This window comes from Phenylobacterium sp. (genome assembly GCF_041919955.1).
In the GTDB taxonomy this organism is placed as follows: domain Bacteria; phylum Pseudomonadota; class Alphaproteobacteria; order Caulobacterales; family Caulobacteraceae; genus Phenylobacterium.
Genome location: NZ_JAYRSU010000021.1, coordinates 19,408 through 33,861, shown reverse-complemented (window position 1 = coordinate 33,861; position 14,454 = coordinate 19,408). Strand labels below are relative to the sequence as shown.

Genomic DNA, 14,454 nt, shown 5'->3' with positions numbered 1-14,454 from the left:
ATGACCAACGCCAGCAAAAAGATCCTGATCGCCGACGACGACGCCTCGATCAGGCTGGTGCTCAGCCAGGCGTTCACGCGGCTCGGCTATCAGGTCCGCGCCACCGGCAACGCGACCACTCTGCTGAAGTGGGTTTCGGATGGGGAGGGCGATCTCGTCGTCACCGACGTGGTCATGCCCGACGAGAACGTGTTCGACGTGCTGCCGCGCATCCGCAAGGAGCGCCCGCGCCTGCCGGTCATCGTGATGAGCGCCCAAAATACGCTGCTGACCGCGGTCAATGCCGCGGAAGTCGGGGCGTTCGACTATGTCTCCAAGCCGTTCGACCTGGACGACATGACCTCTGCGGCCCGCCGGGCCCTGTCGCGTCCCGCCGACGCCGAGGCGTCCAAGGCCCAGGCGCGGGCCGTGCGCGACGAACGCTTGCCGTTGATCGGTCGCTCCGGCCCCATGCAGGACGTCTATCGCACGATCGCCCGCCTCGTCGGCGCGGATCTGACGGTGCTGATCCTCGGCGAGAGCGGGACCGGCAAGGAGCTGGTCTCGCGCGCTCTCCACGACATGGGGCGGCGCAAGGATGGCAAGTTCGTCGTCATCAACCTTGCCGCAGTGCCGCGTGAGCGGGTCGAGGCCGAGCTGTTCGGCCGCGAGGATGGCGATTACGGCAAGCTGGTCGAGGCCGATGGCGGGACCCTGTTCCTCGACGAGATCGGCGACATGCCGCTCGACGCCCAGACCCGCCTGCTGCGCGTCATCGATGGCTCGGAGCAGTCGGTGAACCCGAAGACGGGCCGGCCGCCGAACGTGCGGATTATCGCAGCCACCAACCGCGACCTGCGGGCCCTGATCCAGCAGGGGCTTTTCCGCGAAGACCTGTTCTTCCGCCTCAACGTCGCGCCCCTGCGCCTGCCGCCGTTGCGCGACCGAACCGACGATATCCCGGATCTGGCGCGGGCCTTCCTGCTGCGGGCCAACCGCGAGGGCCTGCCGGCAAAGACCATCGATGCGGCGGCGCTGGAACGGCTGAAGCTGCACGCCTGGCCAGGCAATGTACGCGAGCTTGAGAACCTCATCCGCCGTATCTGCGCTCTCTATGCCGAGGAGCTGATCTCCGCCCGCATCGTCGAGCGCGAACTGGCCGACCAGCAGCCGGTCATTCCGGGCCACGAGGGGCCGGTCACCCTGGCGACGCTGGTCGAGCGGCACCTCGGCGGCTATTTCGCTGAGCAGCCGGACGGCATCCCCCCCGTGGGCCTCTACGACCGAGTGCTGGAAGAGGTCGAGCGACCGCTGATCCAGCTGACCCTGGCGGCGACGCGTGGCAATCAGGTGCGCGCCGCCGAGATCCTGGGCCTCAACCGCAACACGCTGCGCAAGAAGATCCACGACCTGGGGGTCGAGATGGCCCGCGGCGCCCGGCGCTAGGCGGCGGGCTCGACCAGGGCGGAGTAGACCAGGGTGCGCAGCTCGCGACGGATGGGATAGGCCGACGAGGGCAGGAGCTGGGTCATGAAGACCACCGACAGGTCTTCGGCCGGGTCGATCCAGAAGGCGGTGCTGGCCGCTCCGCCCCAGTAGAATTCCCCGTCGCTGCAGGGCACGAGGGTGCGGGGGGCATCCTGCACCACCGCAAAGCCCAGTCCGAAGCCAACCCCGGCATTGGTTGACTCCGAGAACAGCGAACGCGAGAGCTGGGTCAGGTCCTTGCCGTCGGGAAGGTGGTTGGCGGTCATCAGGTCGAGGGTCTTAGGCGCGATAAGCTGGTGGCCCTGATACTCGCCGCGGTTCAGCAGCATCTGGCAGAACTTCATGTAGTCGGAGGCGGTCGAGACCAGGCCACCGCCGCCGGACACGAGGCCGGGTGGGGCGAGATAGTCGCTCGTCTGGGGATCGTCCTGAAGGTCCATGCCGCCCTTGGGGGTGGCGCTGTAGCAAGCCGCGAAGCGGCCCTCCTGGCCCGCCGCCACCTGGAAGTCGGTGTCGACCATGCCGAGAGGGGTGAAGATGCGTTCCTTGACGAACCGCTCGAACGGCACACCCGAGATCTTGCCGACCAGATAGCCGAGCACGTCTGTGGAAACCGAATAGTTCCAGGCCTCGCCAGGCGAGAACTCCAGAGGCAGGGTCGCCAGGGCCGCGATCATGTCGTCCAGCGAAATCGTGCTGCCGATCTCGCCGACGCCCAGCTTGCGATAGGCTGCATCGACATTGGTGCGGTTCTGGAAGCCGTAGGTGAGGCCCGAGGTGTGGCGCAGCAGGTCGACCATCTGCATCGGCCGGGCGACCGGCTTGGTCTGGAAGGCGCCCGCGACGCCGGCGACGAACACGCCCAGATCCTTCCACTCGGGGATGAAGCGGTGCACCGGATCGTCCAGCGCCACCAGACCTTCCTCAACCAGCATCATGAAGGCGATGCTCGTGATCGGCTTGGTCATCGAATAGATGCGGAAGAGGGTGTCGCTTTCGCAGGGCAGGTCGCGCGCGATGTCGCGCCGCCCGCCGACGAATTCGTGCACGATCTCGCCATGGCGAGCGATCAGCACCTGGGCGCAGGGCATCCGCCCGGGCTTGAGGTACTTCTCGGTGATGAACCGGTCGAGCTTGGCGAGGCGTTCGGGCGAGAAGCCGAGGGATTGGGCGAGCGACATGAGGAATCCTTGGCTGGGTGACGGGCGATAACTGATCCGAACCGCCCGCCGCCGCCAAGCCCCATCAAGCGTTTGTGGTCTCGCTTTCGGCCTTCCGCGCCGCCGCGCGGCGGCGCGCCTCGACGGCCACGGCCAGGTCCTCGAGCACATCGACGGACGTCTGCCAGTCGATACAGCCGTCGGTGATGCTCTGGCCGTAGGCGAGGGATCGACCCTCCATCAGGTCCTGGCGCCCGGCGACCAGATGGCTTTCGATCATCACGCCGGCGATGCGGACATCGCCGCCCGCGATCTGACCGGCGACGTCGCGGGCGACCGCGGGCTGGTTCTCCGGCCTCTTGCTGCTGTTGGCGTGGCTGACGTCGATGACCAGGCTCTGGCGCAGACCCCCGGCCGTGAGTTCGGCGCAGGCGGCGGCGACGCCCATCGCATCGTAGTTGGGCGCCTTGCCGCCGCGCAGGACGACGTGGCTGTCCTCGTTGCCGCGGGTGGCGGCGATGGACGCGCGGCCGTCCTTGCCGATGGCCAGGAAATGGTGCGGCTGGCTCGCGGCCTTTACGGCATCCACCGTGATGCGCAGATTGCCATCGGTGCCGTTCTTGAACCCGATGGGGCAGGAGAGGCCCGAGGCCATCTCGCGATGGATCTGGCTTTCAGTGGTGCGCGCGCCGATCGCGCCCCAGCTGACCAGATCGCCCAGGTACTGCGGGGTGGTGACATCCAGGAACTCGACGGCGGCCGGCAGGTCCAGATCGTTGACTTGCAGCAGCAGATTGCGGGCCAGCGGCAGGCCCTCGTCGATGCGGAATGTGCCGTCGAGGTGCGGGTCGTTGATCAGGCCCTTCCAGCCGACCGTCGTGCGCGGCTTCTCGAAATAGACCCGCATGACGATCTCCAAGCGGTCGGCCAGCCGCCGCCGCTGCTGGGCCAGGCGGTTGGCGTAGTCCAGGGCTGCGACCGGGTCGTGGATCGAGCAGGGGCCGATCACCACCAGCAGGCGGTCGTCCCGGCCGTGCAGGATGTCGTGGATGCGGCGGCGGGCGCCGGAGACGGTGGACCGTACACGCTCGCCGGCGGGAAGGTCGGCCATCACCTCCGCGGGCGTCGCCAGCGGCTTGATGTCGAGGATGCGTAGGTCGTCGGTGGAAGAGGAAGTCACTTTGCGCTCCGGGATTCTGGCTCCGGCGGCGCAAAAGAAAAGCCGCCAGGAGCTGGCGGCTGGGTGGGTCTTGCAGGCTAGGACGTCGTCCTGTCGCGCGATCCCCTTCCTCCGCCAGCGGCATCGGAATAGCCAAAATACCAAAAGGTGTAGGCGGCGAGGATCATCGCTTTACCCGATAGCCCAGCGCCCAAGGCTTGTCACCCTCCAATAAGGTGCAGCTTCGAGGCAACATCAGTGTTGAATTTGGGGCACAGGCGTTTAGGTTTCTCCTGTAATGGCGTTCCTGAGGCACGATGGCGGCGTTCGAGCGTCGCCCGCCGCGCGGCTATGGCGGGCGTTGCAGTCGCGCTACGCGCTCGGCGGCGGTTACGCGCTCGCCGGCTTCCTGACCGCCGTCGCCATTCTGCTGGCGGCTTCGCCGCCGGAGACTGGCCCTCTTGCGCCCGCCTCGAAGAACATTCTTGTCATCCTGGGGCTCAACCTCGTCCTGATTCTGGCGCTGGCGACCCAGGTCGGCCTGCGGGTGACGAGCCTGTTGCGGGCGCGCTCGACCGATCCGGCGGCGCGGCTGCACGTGCGGTTCGTGACCCTGTTCGCCCTGGCCGCCATGGCGCCGGCCATGGTGGTGGCGCTGTTCTATACGGTGCTGGTCAACCGGGGCGTGGAGAACTGGTTCTCCGAACGGGTCCAGACCGTGGTCGAGAACTCGGCCACCGTGATGCGCTCGTACGTCGAGGACCAGACCAGCTTCGTCGACAAGCACGTTTCGTCCATGGGCGAGGATCTGAACCGCGCCGCGCCTGCGCTGCAGGCCAGTCCGGTGACCTTCAGCCACTTTCTGGCGTACCAGGCCTCGTACCACGCGTTCCCGGCAGTCTATCTGATCGACCGCGAGGGGCGGATCCTGGCGCGGGCCGAGGCCGTCGATGCGCCGCCGTTCCTCGCGCCGCCGCCCGCAGGTTTCGCCGCGGCCGACGAGGGCGTGATTTACGTCTCCACCAACCTGACCCGCGCGCTGTACAAGCTGTCGTCCTATCCCGACGCCTATCTCTATGTGACACGGCCGGTGCAGGCCGGGATCGTAAGCCAGTTGCACGACGCCGACCGGGCGGTCACCGCTTATCGCGAAGCGGCGGAAAGTCGCGCACGAATCCAAAGGGTTTTCGCCCTTTCCTACATCGAGACGGCGCTGCTCGTGCTGGTCGGAGCGGTCTGGTTGGGCATGGGCGCGGCGAGCGCCATTTCTGCGCCGGTCGGCCGCCTGGTGCAGGCCGCGGGCCGCGTGGCCGGCGGCGACCTCGATGCGCGGGTCGACGCATCCAACGATCCTGAGGAGATCGCCGTTTTGTCGCGTGCGTTCAATAGCATGACGCATGATCTTCAGGCCCAACAGGCGGCGCTGATCAAGGCCGGCGACGAGGCGGAAGAGAGACGCCAGTTCATCGAGACCGTGCTGGCGGAAGTCTCGGCGGGCGTCATCGGCCTGGACGCCGAGGGCAAGGTCTCGGCGGTCAACCGGCAGGCTCGCGCCTTGCTCGAACTCCCGGTCGGCGGCATCGGCGAGGGTCTGGTCAAGGTGGCACCGGAATTTGTCGCCATCGCCGAACGCGCCGACGCGGTCGGCGAGGCCGAGGAGGAGGTCGACCTGGCCCGAGCCCGCGAGACCCATCGCCTGCGGGTTCGAGCCAGCCGCTCGGAAGGCGGTCTGGTGCTGACCTTCGACGACATCACCCGTCTGGTCTCGGCCCAGCGCAACGCGGCCTGGCGCGACGTCGCTCGACGCATCGCCCATGAGATCAAGAACCCGCTGACCCCGATTCAGCTCTCCGCGGAACGCCTGCGCCGCAAGTTCCGCAAGAACGTGGCCGAGGAGGACCTGGAGACCTTCGACCGCTGCACCGACACCATCGTTCGTCAGGTCGACGGCATCGGCCGGATGGTCGATGAGTTCTCGTCCTTCGCCCGGATGCCGGCGCCGAAATTCGCCGAGCAGGACGGCGCGGAACTTGTGCGCGCGGCGGTGTTTGCTCAGCGCGTCGCCAGTCCCGATATCGACGTGGAACTGCTGGAGCCCACCCCCGAGGTGACCCTGCTGGCCGACGGCCGCATGTTGTCCCAGGCCCTGACCAATATTCTGAAGAACGCCGGCGAGGCGGTGGCCGCCCGGACGGCGGCTGCGCCCGAGCCGAAAGGGCGGATCACCACGCGCCTGGTCTCCGACGAGCAGGGCGTGCAGGTGATCGTGGAAGACAACGGCGTCGGCCTGCCGGCCAAGGATCGCGACAGGCTGACCGAACCCTACGTGACGACGCGCGAGAAGGGGACGGGCCTGGGCCTGGCCATCGTCAAGCGCATTCTGGAAGATCATGGCGGTGAGCTGGTGCTCGGCGACGCGCCAGGCGGGCAGGGCGCTCAGGCCGTCCTGAAACTGCCGCCGACTGCGCGGGCCAAGTCCGCGCGTGCGCCTGAAGCGGCTCAAGACGCAGGAGTGATATGATGGCGGCTGACGTTCTGGTGGTCGACGACGAGGCGGACATCCGCGAACTCGTGGCCGGCATCCTGTCGGACGAGGGCTACGCCGTGCGCACGGCCAACGACTCCGAGAGCGCGCTTGCAGCCATCAAGTCGCGCAAGCCGGCGTTGCTGATCCTCGACATCTGGATGCAGGGCGGCGGCATGGACGGGCTGGAACTGCTCGACCTGGTCAAGACGCTCGACGCCGACCTGCCGGTGATCATGATCTCGGGCCACGGCAACATCGAGACGGCGGTCAGCGCGATCAAGCGCGGCGCCTATGAGTTTCTCGAAAAGCCCTTCAAGTCTGACCGGCTGCTGCTCTGCGTCGAGCGGGCGCTGGAGACCAGCAACCTGAAACGCGAGAACCGCCGGCTGCGGGCCCAGACCATCCAACCGGACGGGTTGATCGGCAAGTCGGTGGTCACTCAGCAGCTGCGGGGGCTCATCGCCAAGCTGGCCTCAGCCAACAGCCGCGTGCTGATCGCCGGCCCGCCGGGCTCGGGCAAGGAGACGGTGGCGCGCATGATTCATGCCGCCAGCCCGCGCGCCCGGGGCGAATTCGTGGTGATCAGCGCCGCCGGCATGACTCCCGAGCGGGTCGACACCGAACTGTTCGGCGAGGAACTGGAAGGCGGCCGTCCCGCCAAGATCGGCGTATTCGAGCGCGCTCACGGCGGCACGCTCTATCTCGACGAGGTGGCCGACATGCCACGCGAGACCCAGAGCCGCATCCTGCGCGTCCTGGTCGAGCAGCGGTTCCGGCGAGTCAGCGGGGAGCAGGACGTGCAGGTCGACGTGCGCGTGGTGTCCTCGACCAGCCGCGACCTGCGCGAGGAGATCAACGCCGGGCGCTTCCGCGAGGACCTGTTTCACCGCCTGAACGTCGTGCCGGTCTCGGTCCCGGGTCTGTCGGAGCGGCGCGAGGATATCCCTGAGCTGATCGACTACTTCATCAACCGCATCTGCGAGGCCACAGGCATGCCCAAGCGGCGGCTGGCGGACGACGCGCTGGCGACGCTTCAGGTAAGGGCCTGGCCGGGCAATCTCAGTCAGCTACGCAACAACGTCGAGCGGATGCTGATCCTGGCGGCCGGCGATCCGGGCGAACCTATCACGGCCGACATGCTGCCCGCCGACCAGGCGGTGACGGACCATGCCTCGACCCTGGGCGCGGAGAAGATCATCGCCCTGCCGCTGCGCGAGGCGCGTGAGGTTTTCGAACGCGAGTACCTCAACGCCCAGATGCTGCGGTTCTCGGGCAATATCTCGCGCACCGCCGCTTTCATCGGCATGGAGCGGTCGGCCCTGCACAGGAAGCTCAAGTCGCTGGGTCTGTCGGGGGCGCGGCCCATGGAAGAAGAGGAAGCGTAAGGTGGGACGCATCGCCTATGTAAATGGCCAGTTCGTGCGTCATGGCGACGCCGTGGTGCACATCGAGGACCGTGGTTATCAGCTGGCCGACGCCGTCTACGAGGTCTGGGCGCTGTTCGGCGGCAAGCTGGCCGACGCCGAGGGGCACTTCGCCCGCCTGGAGCGTAGCCTCGCCGAACTGCGCATTCCCATGCCGATGAGCCGGGCGGCCCTGACCATCGTCCTGCGCGAGGCTGTCCGCCGCAATCGCGTGAGCGAGGGGCTGCTCTATCTCCAGGTCGGCCGCGGCGTGGCGCCGCGCGGTCACGCCTTTCCCGACGCGCCGACGGCGCCCAGCGTGGTCATCACCGTCTCGTCCCTGGACCGCGCGGCGACCGAGGCCAAGGCCGCCAAGGGCGTCAAGGTCATCACAACGCCCGAGAACCGCTGGGGCCGCTGCGACATCAAGACCGTCGGCCTGTTGCCCAACGCCCTGGCCAAGCAGGCGGCCAAGGAGAAGGGCGCGAGCGAGGCCTGGTTCGTCGACGATCTGGGCTTCGTCACCGAAGGCGCTTCGTCCAACGCCTGGATCATCGACGCCGACGGGGTGCTGCGCACCCGCGACACCAACGCGAACATCCTGCGCGGCGTGACCCGCCGCACGCTGCTGGACGTACTGGCGAACGAAGGCATGAAGGTGGATGAGCGCTCGTTCACCCCTGAAGAGGCGCTGGCGGCGAAGGAGGCCTTCATCACCGGCGCAGGCAGTCTGGTGCTGCCTGTGATCGCGGTCGACGGCAAGCCGGTTGGAAATGGCGAGGTCGGACCGGTGGCGATGAAGCTCCGTCGCCTCTATATCGAGCGGGCGCGGGCGACAGCCGTCTGATTGTGCGCGGCGCGATTGCGCCGGTCACAATCGACGGGCTAGCCTGCGGCATGTGTGTGGGGGGCGTCTTGCCCTCCGAAACAGAGAAAAGAGCGAAAAGCCATGTCCGGCAACGACAAGAAACAGAACCTCCAGGACACGTTCCTGAACAGCGTGCGCAAGTCGAAGACGCCGCTGACGATTTTCCTGGTGAACGGCGTGAAGCTGCAGGGCGTCGTGAGCTGGTTCGACAATTTCTGCGTGCTCCTGCGTCGCGACGGCCAGTCGCAGCTGGTCTACAAGCACGCCATTTCCACCATCATGCCGGCCCAGCCCGTTCAGCTCTATGAGCCGGCGGAAGACGAGGGCGATTGACCTCCAAGTCCATCGATCGTGAAGCGCCTCCGCAGGGGGCGCTTGTCATCCATCCGCAAAGAGACGGCCGCGGCTCCTCGCGCAGCGCAAATGCGCGCCTGGAGGAAGCGGTCGGCCTCGCCTTGGCGCTCGATCTCGAGATCCGGGATGCGATCATCGCGCCTCTGCGCAAGCGCACGCCGGCCACCCTGTTCGGCAGCGGCAAGGTCGACGAGATCGGCGTGCTCTGCGAGCAGCTGGGCGCCGACGTCGCCGTGGTCGACGACGCCCTGACGCCGGTGCAGCAGCGGAACCTGGAAAAGGCCTGGAAGGTGAAGGTCATCGACCGCACCGGCCTGATCCTTGAAATCTTCGCGCGCCGCGCGCGGACCCGCGAAGGCATCCTGCAGGTCGAGCTGGCGCGGCTTTCCTACGAGCGTTCGCGCCTGGTGCGCACCTGGACCCACCTGGAACGCCAGCGCGGCGGTTTCGGGGTCATGGGCGGCCCCGGCGAAACCCAGATCGAGACGGACCGTCGGCTGCTGGCCGAGAAGATCGGCAAGCTTAAGCGCGAGCTGGTCGAGGTGCGCCGCACGCGGAACCTTCAACGTGGCGCACGCCAACGCCATCCGTTCCCGGCCGTGGCCCTGGTCGGCTACACCAACGCCGGCAAGTCGACGCTGTTCAACCGGCTGACCAAGTCGGATGTGGTGGCGGCCGACATGCTGTTCGCCACCCTCGACCCGACGTTGCGGATGTTGAATCTGCCCGACGGCCGACCGGCGATCCTGTCGGACACCGTGGGCTTCATCTCCGACCTGCCGCACGAACTGGTCGAGTCCTTCCGCGCCACCCTGGAGGAGGTGAAGGAGGCCGACGTGATCCTGCATGTGCGTGACATCGCCAGCGAGGAAACCGACGCGGAAGCTGAGGACGTCCGTGCGGTGCTCGACCGCCTGGGGATCGACGTCGAGGAACGCAACGTCATCGAGGTATGGAACAAGGCCGACCTGCTCGAGCCTGATCTGCGCGAGGAGGCGGCGGGCGATGCGCGCCGTCATCACCCCCAGGCGGTTCTGGTCTCGGCGACGACCGGCGGCGGGACCGACGCCCTGCTGGCGGCGATCGCGCGCCTGGTCGACGACGCCCCGCCGGTCTCCGTTCACCTGACGGCGGCACAGGGCGCGGCAGCGGCCTGGCTCTATCGACATGGCCGCGTCATGGACCGCATCGACGACGACGATGGCGGCTCGCGCATCGCCGTGCGTCTCAGTCCGCAGGCGCTGGGCCAGTTCGAGCAACTGTTCCCGCAGGTCGAGCTGACCCACTAGACATCCGTCAGGCCTTCTCCTCGGCCTTAGCGGCGTCCCAAAGCGCGTCCATCTCGGAGAGATCGGACTGGTCGGCGGTCTTGCCCCGTTTGGCCAATTCCGCCTCGATAAAGCGGAAGCGGCGCGCGAACTTGGCGTTGGTGGAGCGGAGGGCGTCTTCCGGTTCCAGGTCCAGCTTGCGGGCGAGGTTGGCGCAGACGAACAGGATGTCGCCGAGCTCGTCGCGCACGCGCTCGATGGCGGCGCCTGCTTCGACCTCGGCCTCCAACTCGGCGGTCTCCTCGCGAAGCTTGTCGAATACGAAGGAGACGTCCGGCCAGTCGAAGCCGACCCGCGCGGCGCGGGCGGTGAGCTTCACGGCCCGGGTGAGGGCGGGCAGGCCGACCGGGACGTCGTCCAGCAGGCTGGCGTTGCGGCCCTTCTTCGCGCGCTCCTGGGCCTTGATGACCTCCCAGGCGCGAGTCTGTTCGGCGCTGGTCCGCTGCTCGTCCTCGCCGAACACGTGCGGGTGGCGGCGGATCATCTTCTCGGAGATGGCGTTGGCGACGTCGTCGAAGGCGAAGGCGCCTTCTTCCTGCGCCATGCGGCTGTGAAACACGACCTGCAGCAGGAGATCGCCCAGTTCCTCGCGAAGGTCGGCGAGGTCGCCCCGCTCGATGGCGTCGGCGACCTCGTAGGCCTCCTCGACCGTGTAGGGCGCGATGGTCGCGAAGGTCTGCTCCAGGTCCCAGGCGCATCCGCCCTGCGGATCGCGCAGCCGCGCCATGATGCCGATCAGGCGGTCGATGGGCCGTTCGTCGTTCGGCGGGGCGGGGAGCGGCATCTAGATCCTATTCGGCGGCCTTCGGGACTGCGGAGGCTTCTATATCCCGAGCCGCCAGGGCGGCGCGAATCTCGGCGTGACGCTCGGGGGTCAGCGGGAAGCGCCAGACCAGCAGGCTGGCCAGGATGGCCATGGCCGCCGGGACTGCAGCGAACAGGATCGAGAGGCTCCCGAGGCCGGCGTCCACGCCCTTTCCGGTCGGGTCGAAGCCCAGGACCTGCAGCAGTGGGAAGGTCACGCCGACGGCGGCGGCCGAACCGATCTTCACCGTGCCGGCGAGGATCGCATAGAGCAGACCGGTGCGGTCGACGCCGCTGGCCAGCCGCTCCTCGTCGCCGATGTCGGCCATCATAGCGCGGAGCAGGAAGGCGCCGGCGGCGTAGGGCACCCCGATCAGGAACATCAGCAGGGCGGCGACCGGCATGGAGCCCTGCGGAATAGCCAGCGAGCACATGGTCATGCCGGCATAGACGAAGCCAGAGACGGCCAGAGCCTTGTGCTTGGAAATCTTGTGCGACAGCCAGGTCCATAGCGGCGCGCCGACCAGGCCGCCGATGAAGTAGACCAGCAGCAGCAGGCTGGCCTGGCTTTTGTCGAAGCCCTTCACACGCTCGAAGAAAAAGAAGAACAGCGCGCCGGTGATGGCCGGACCAGTGCCGATCAGCAGGTCGGCGAACAGGATGCGCACCACCGTCGGTCGCTTGAACAGCGCCAGGTATTCGCGGATGCCGGAATGCTTGTTCTCGGATTTCACTTCCGGCTCGGGCACTTTCCAGAGCGCCAGGCCGACGGTGAGCGGCATCAGGATGACGATGAACCAGCCCATGGCCTGGACGCCTATGACATGCGCCTGGGCCTTCAGCGCCGGGAACAGGGCCGGCAGCAGGGCGGGCAGGGTGAGGACGAGGATCATGCCGACGACGTTGCCGGCCTGCCACCAGGCGTAGATTCGCGATCGCTGGTCATATTGTGGCGAGAGGACCGCCGCCCACGCCAGTTGGGACAGGCTGGCGATCGAGACGCCGGCATAGACCACCAGCAGCCAGATCCAGAGGTAGAGGGTGTCGACCCCCGGCTTGGCCATGAACAGCATGTATGAGGCCAGCATCAGGATCGGCGCCCCGATGGCGAACCACAGCTTGAAGCGTCCGAACCGCGAGCGCGTCCGGTCCATGACTCCCCCGATATAGGGGTCGAAAGCCATGTCGAGGAAGCGGACGGCCATGAAGGCCGTGCCGACGGCCGCGAGGCTGAGCCCGAGCTCGCTGGCGTAGTATTCGGGAAGGTAGACGACCAGGGGCAGGCCGAGGCCCGCCAGCGGAAGACAGGGGGCTGCCAGGGCCGCCAAGGTCCAGTTGGATCGCCGGTCCGCCTGCGCGGTCATTTCACTCGTCCCCTATGGCCCCCGGATCTACGACGCGCCCGGCCGGCGGGCGCGTTGTGGACCCCCGAGGCCTGGGGACGCAAGCCATATCAGAGCTATCGCCGGGCGTAGACGTTTCCGCGCGTCAGCCCGGAGGCAAAGCGATCGATGGCATACTGGGCATCAGACCAGGTGCTGGAATAGCGGGACTGGCGGATGTCGGTTTCGTACCACTGATAACGCACGGGCGTGACGGTTCCGTCCATAGAGACCGCGCGACCTTCGATGGAAGCGCCGCCCACCCCGAAGCTCTCGATCGACAGGCCGGGCTTGTCGCCGAGCTGCTTGAACGTGGGCCGGTTCGGCTTCACATCGACCAGGGTCAGCTCCAGCCGCCCGCCGGCCAGAACGCCGCTGCGGTCGAGTTCGCGGGCGGCGTCCTTGCGCAGGTCGTCAGCCAGGCGTTGGACGTCCTTCAGACCGTATTCCTCGGTCGCCTTCTTCTGCAGCTCGGGACTCAGGACGACATGGACGTTGGAGGTGTCGACCGAGGGCTGGGCGAGGGCGCTTCCAGCCATGCCGACGGCGGCGAAGACGGTGAAGAGCAGGGCGCGCATGGTGAGGCTCCAAGACGTACGGGCGATGCGATCCACTACTCAGATAGGGACCGCAGGGACGGTCGCAAAGTCTCGCTCCAAGCGTGGCCTTAGTAAGGCATCGCGGCGAGGGGCGGTCCGCAGCCGAGCGTTGCGTTGGAGCTTGACCTGGGGCGGAGGTCGTTCAAGTCTGCGGCGTCGGGGAAGAGTTCAACGGTCGAACGGAGATGACCAGTGGCGCACAAATTCGAGATCTACAAGGACAAGGCCGGCGAGTTCCGGGTTCGCTTCAAGTACAATAACGAAGTGATCTTCTCGACCGAGGGCTACGCGTCGAAGTCGAGCGCCCAGAACGCCATCGAGTCCATCAAGAAGAATGGTCCGGAAGCTCCGACCGAGGACAATTCCTAAGACGGAACGGCCGTCCGGCGCGCGATCTCGTCGCGCGCCTGGGCGGCGATTTCGAACGAGCGGACGCGGGCGGCGTGGTCGTGGACCTGCGCCGTGACCATCAGTTCGTCCGCACCGTGGCGACGGGCGAAGTCTTCCAATCCCTGGCGGACCCGCTCGGGATTTCCGACGATCGAACAGCTCAGCGCTCCGCGCAGGTGCGCCCCGCCCATGGCGTCGAGTTCGCCGGCCGGATCGTCGATCGGCGGCGGCAGCTTGCCCGGACGGCCAAGCCCCAGATTGATGAAGGCCTGCTTCACCGAGGTGAAGAGCCGCTGCGCCTCGGCGTCGGTGTCGGCGGCGGTCACGTTGACGCCCAGCATGACGTGAGGCTTGGCCAGGTGCGCCGAGGGCTTGAACTGGTTGCGGTAGACAGACAGCGCCATTTCCAGCTGCGACGGCGCAAAGTGCGAGGCGAAGGCGTAGGGCAGGCCCAGGGCTGCGGCGAGCTGGGCGCCGTAGGTGCTCGAGCCTAGCATCCAGAACTCGACGTCCAGGCCCGCGCCCGGCACCGCCTGGATCACCTGGCCCGGCTTGACCGGCTCGAAGTAGTTCATCAGCTCGATCACGTCGCGCGGGAAATCGTCGATGTCGCCGGCCAGCGTGCGACGCAGGGCGCGGGCGGTGATCTGGTCCGATCCGGGGGCTCGGCCGAGGCCCAGGTCGATCCGTCCGGGATGCAGAGCCGCCAGGGTGCCGAACTGCTCGGCGATGACCAATGGCGCGTGATTGGGCAGCATGATCCCGCCGGCGCCGACCCGGATGGTAGAGGTCGCCTGGGCCACGTGGCCGATGACGACCGCGGTCGCGGCGCTGGCCACGCCGGGCATGTTGTGGTGCTCGGCCAGCCAGTAGCGCTTGTAGCCCAATCGCTCGGCGTGCCGGGCGAGATCGCGCGTGTTGCGTAGCGATTGGGCGGCGTCGCCGCCTTCGACGATCGGCGACAGATCGAGGACCGAGAGATCAAACATGCCGACGGATATAGGCGTCCGCGC

13 protein-coding genes are annotated in these 14,454 nt (G+C 67.4%); 7 read left to right on the top strand and 6 right to left on the bottom strand.

Annotated elements, in window-relative coordinates; all coding sequences use genetic code 11:
• A complete protein-coding gene (locus tag ACE3T2_RS16535) occupies positions 1 to 1,425 on the top strand; it encodes a sigma 54-interacting transcriptional regulator (RefSeq protein ID WP_374659393.1) in 1,425 nt (474 codons plus the stop codon).
• Here ACE3T2_RS16535 and ACE3T2_RS16530 read toward each other — a convergent pair.
• Together ACE3T2_RS16530 and ACE3T2_RS16525 are read right to left on the bottom strand one after the other, a co-directional pair.
• On the bottom strand, positions 1,422 to 2,648 hold the full coding sequence (locus tag ACE3T2_RS16530) for a serine hydrolase domain-containing protein (RefSeq protein ID WP_374659309.1): 1,227 nt from the start codon (positions 2,646 to 2,648) through the stop codon (positions 1,422 to 1,424). The two genes, ACE3T2_RS16535 and ACE3T2_RS16530, sit on opposite strands and share 4 nt — an antisense overlap.
• Before the next feature lie 64 nt (positions 2,649 to 2,712).
• On the bottom strand, positions 2,713 to 3,807 hold the full coding sequence (locus ACE3T2_RS16525) for a 3-deoxy-7-phosphoheptulonate synthase (RefSeq protein ID WP_374659308.1): 1,095 nt from the start codon (positions 3,805 to 3,807) through the stop codon (positions 2,713 to 2,715).
• Between the two features lie 277 nt (positions 3,808 to 4,084).
• On the opposite strand from ACE3T2_RS16525, the gene ACE3T2_RS16520 reads away from it, so the two are divergent.
• The 5 genes from ACE3T2_RS16520 (at position 4,085) to hflX (ending at position 10,227) form a co-directional block, all read left to right on the top strand.
• Positions 4,085 to 6,307: an ATP-binding protein gene (locus tag ACE3T2_RS16520; protein ID WP_374659307.1), complete on the top strand. Its 2,223-nt coding sequence runs from the start codon at positions 4,085 to 4,087 to the stop codon at positions 6,305 to 6,307.
• Positions 6,307 to 7,698, top strand: coding sequence for a sigma-54-dependent transcriptional regulator (locus ACE3T2_RS16515; protein ID WP_374659306.1), 1,392 nt, complete (start codon positions 6,307 to 6,309; stop codon positions 7,696 to 7,698). Before ACE3T2_RS16520 ends, ACE3T2_RS16515 begins: the two co-directional genes overlap by 1 nt.
• 1 nt (position 7,699) lies before the next feature.
• Positions 7,700 to 8,563, top strand: a complete 864-nt coding sequence (locus tag ACE3T2_RS16510) for a D-amino-acid transaminase (RefSeq protein WP_374659304.1) — start codon at positions 7,700 to 7,702, stop codon at positions 8,561 to 8,563.
• Between the two features lie 102 nt (positions 8,564 to 8,665).
• Entirely contained in the window at positions 8,666 to 8,917 is a 252-nt protein-coding gene (gene hfq, locus ACE3T2_RS16505; protein WP_374534735.1) for an RNA chaperone Hfq, read from the top strand.
• Positions 8,914 to 10,227 carry a GTPase HflX gene (gene hflX, locus ACE3T2_RS16500; RefSeq protein ID WP_374659302.1) on the top strand — a complete coding sequence of 438 codons (1,314 nt, stop codon included), beginning with the start codon at positions 8,914 to 8,916 and terminating at the stop codon, positions 10,225 to 10,227. Before hfq ends, hflX begins: the two co-directional genes overlap by 4 nt.
• Before the next feature lie 7 nt (positions 10,228 to 10,234).
• Here hflX and mazG read toward each other — a convergent pair whose 3' ends face one another.
• The 3 genes from mazG to ACE3T2_RS16485 all read right to left on the bottom strand — a co-directional run bounded on the left by mazG (position 10,235) and on the right by ACE3T2_RS16485 (position 13,030).
• The gene (gene mazG, locus ACE3T2_RS16495) at positions 10,235 to 11,050 is read right to left on the bottom strand and encodes a nucleoside triphosphate pyrophosphohydrolase (protein WP_374659300.1); all 816 of its coding nucleotides are present in this window, start codon (positions 11,048 to 11,050) and stop codon (positions 10,235 to 10,237) included.
• A gap of 7 nt (positions 11,051 to 11,057) precedes the next feature.
• Positions 11,058 to 12,434 carry an MFS transporter gene (locus tag ACE3T2_RS16490; protein WP_374659298.1) on the bottom strand — a complete coding sequence of 459 codons (1,377 nt, stop codon included), beginning with the start codon at positions 12,432 to 12,434 and terminating at the stop codon, positions 11,058 to 11,060.
• Positions 12,435 to 12,529: 95 nt separating this feature from the next.
• On the bottom strand, positions 12,530 to 13,030 hold the full coding sequence (locus ACE3T2_RS16485; RefSeq protein WP_374659296.1) for a hypothetical protein: 501 nt from the start codon (positions 13,028 to 13,030) through the stop codon (positions 12,530 to 12,532).
• Positions 13,031 to 13,243: 213 nt separating this feature from the next.
• On the opposite strand from ACE3T2_RS16485, the gene ACE3T2_RS16480 reads away from it, so the two are divergent.
• Positions 13,244 to 13,420 carry a YegP family protein gene (locus ACE3T2_RS16480; protein ID WP_374659294.1) on the top strand — a complete coding sequence of 59 codons (177 nt, stop codon included), beginning with the start codon at positions 13,244 to 13,246 and terminating at the stop codon, positions 13,418 to 13,420.
• Here the strand turns inward: ACE3T2_RS16480 and ACE3T2_RS16475 are convergent.
• A complete protein-coding gene (locus ACE3T2_RS16475; protein ID WP_374659292.1) occupies positions 13,417 to 14,430 on the bottom strand; it encodes an LLM class flavin-dependent oxidoreductase in 1,014 nt (337 codons plus the stop codon). The two genes, ACE3T2_RS16480 and ACE3T2_RS16475, sit on opposite strands and share 4 nt — an antisense overlap.
• Between the last annotated feature and the right edge of the window lie 24 nt (positions 14,431 to 14,454).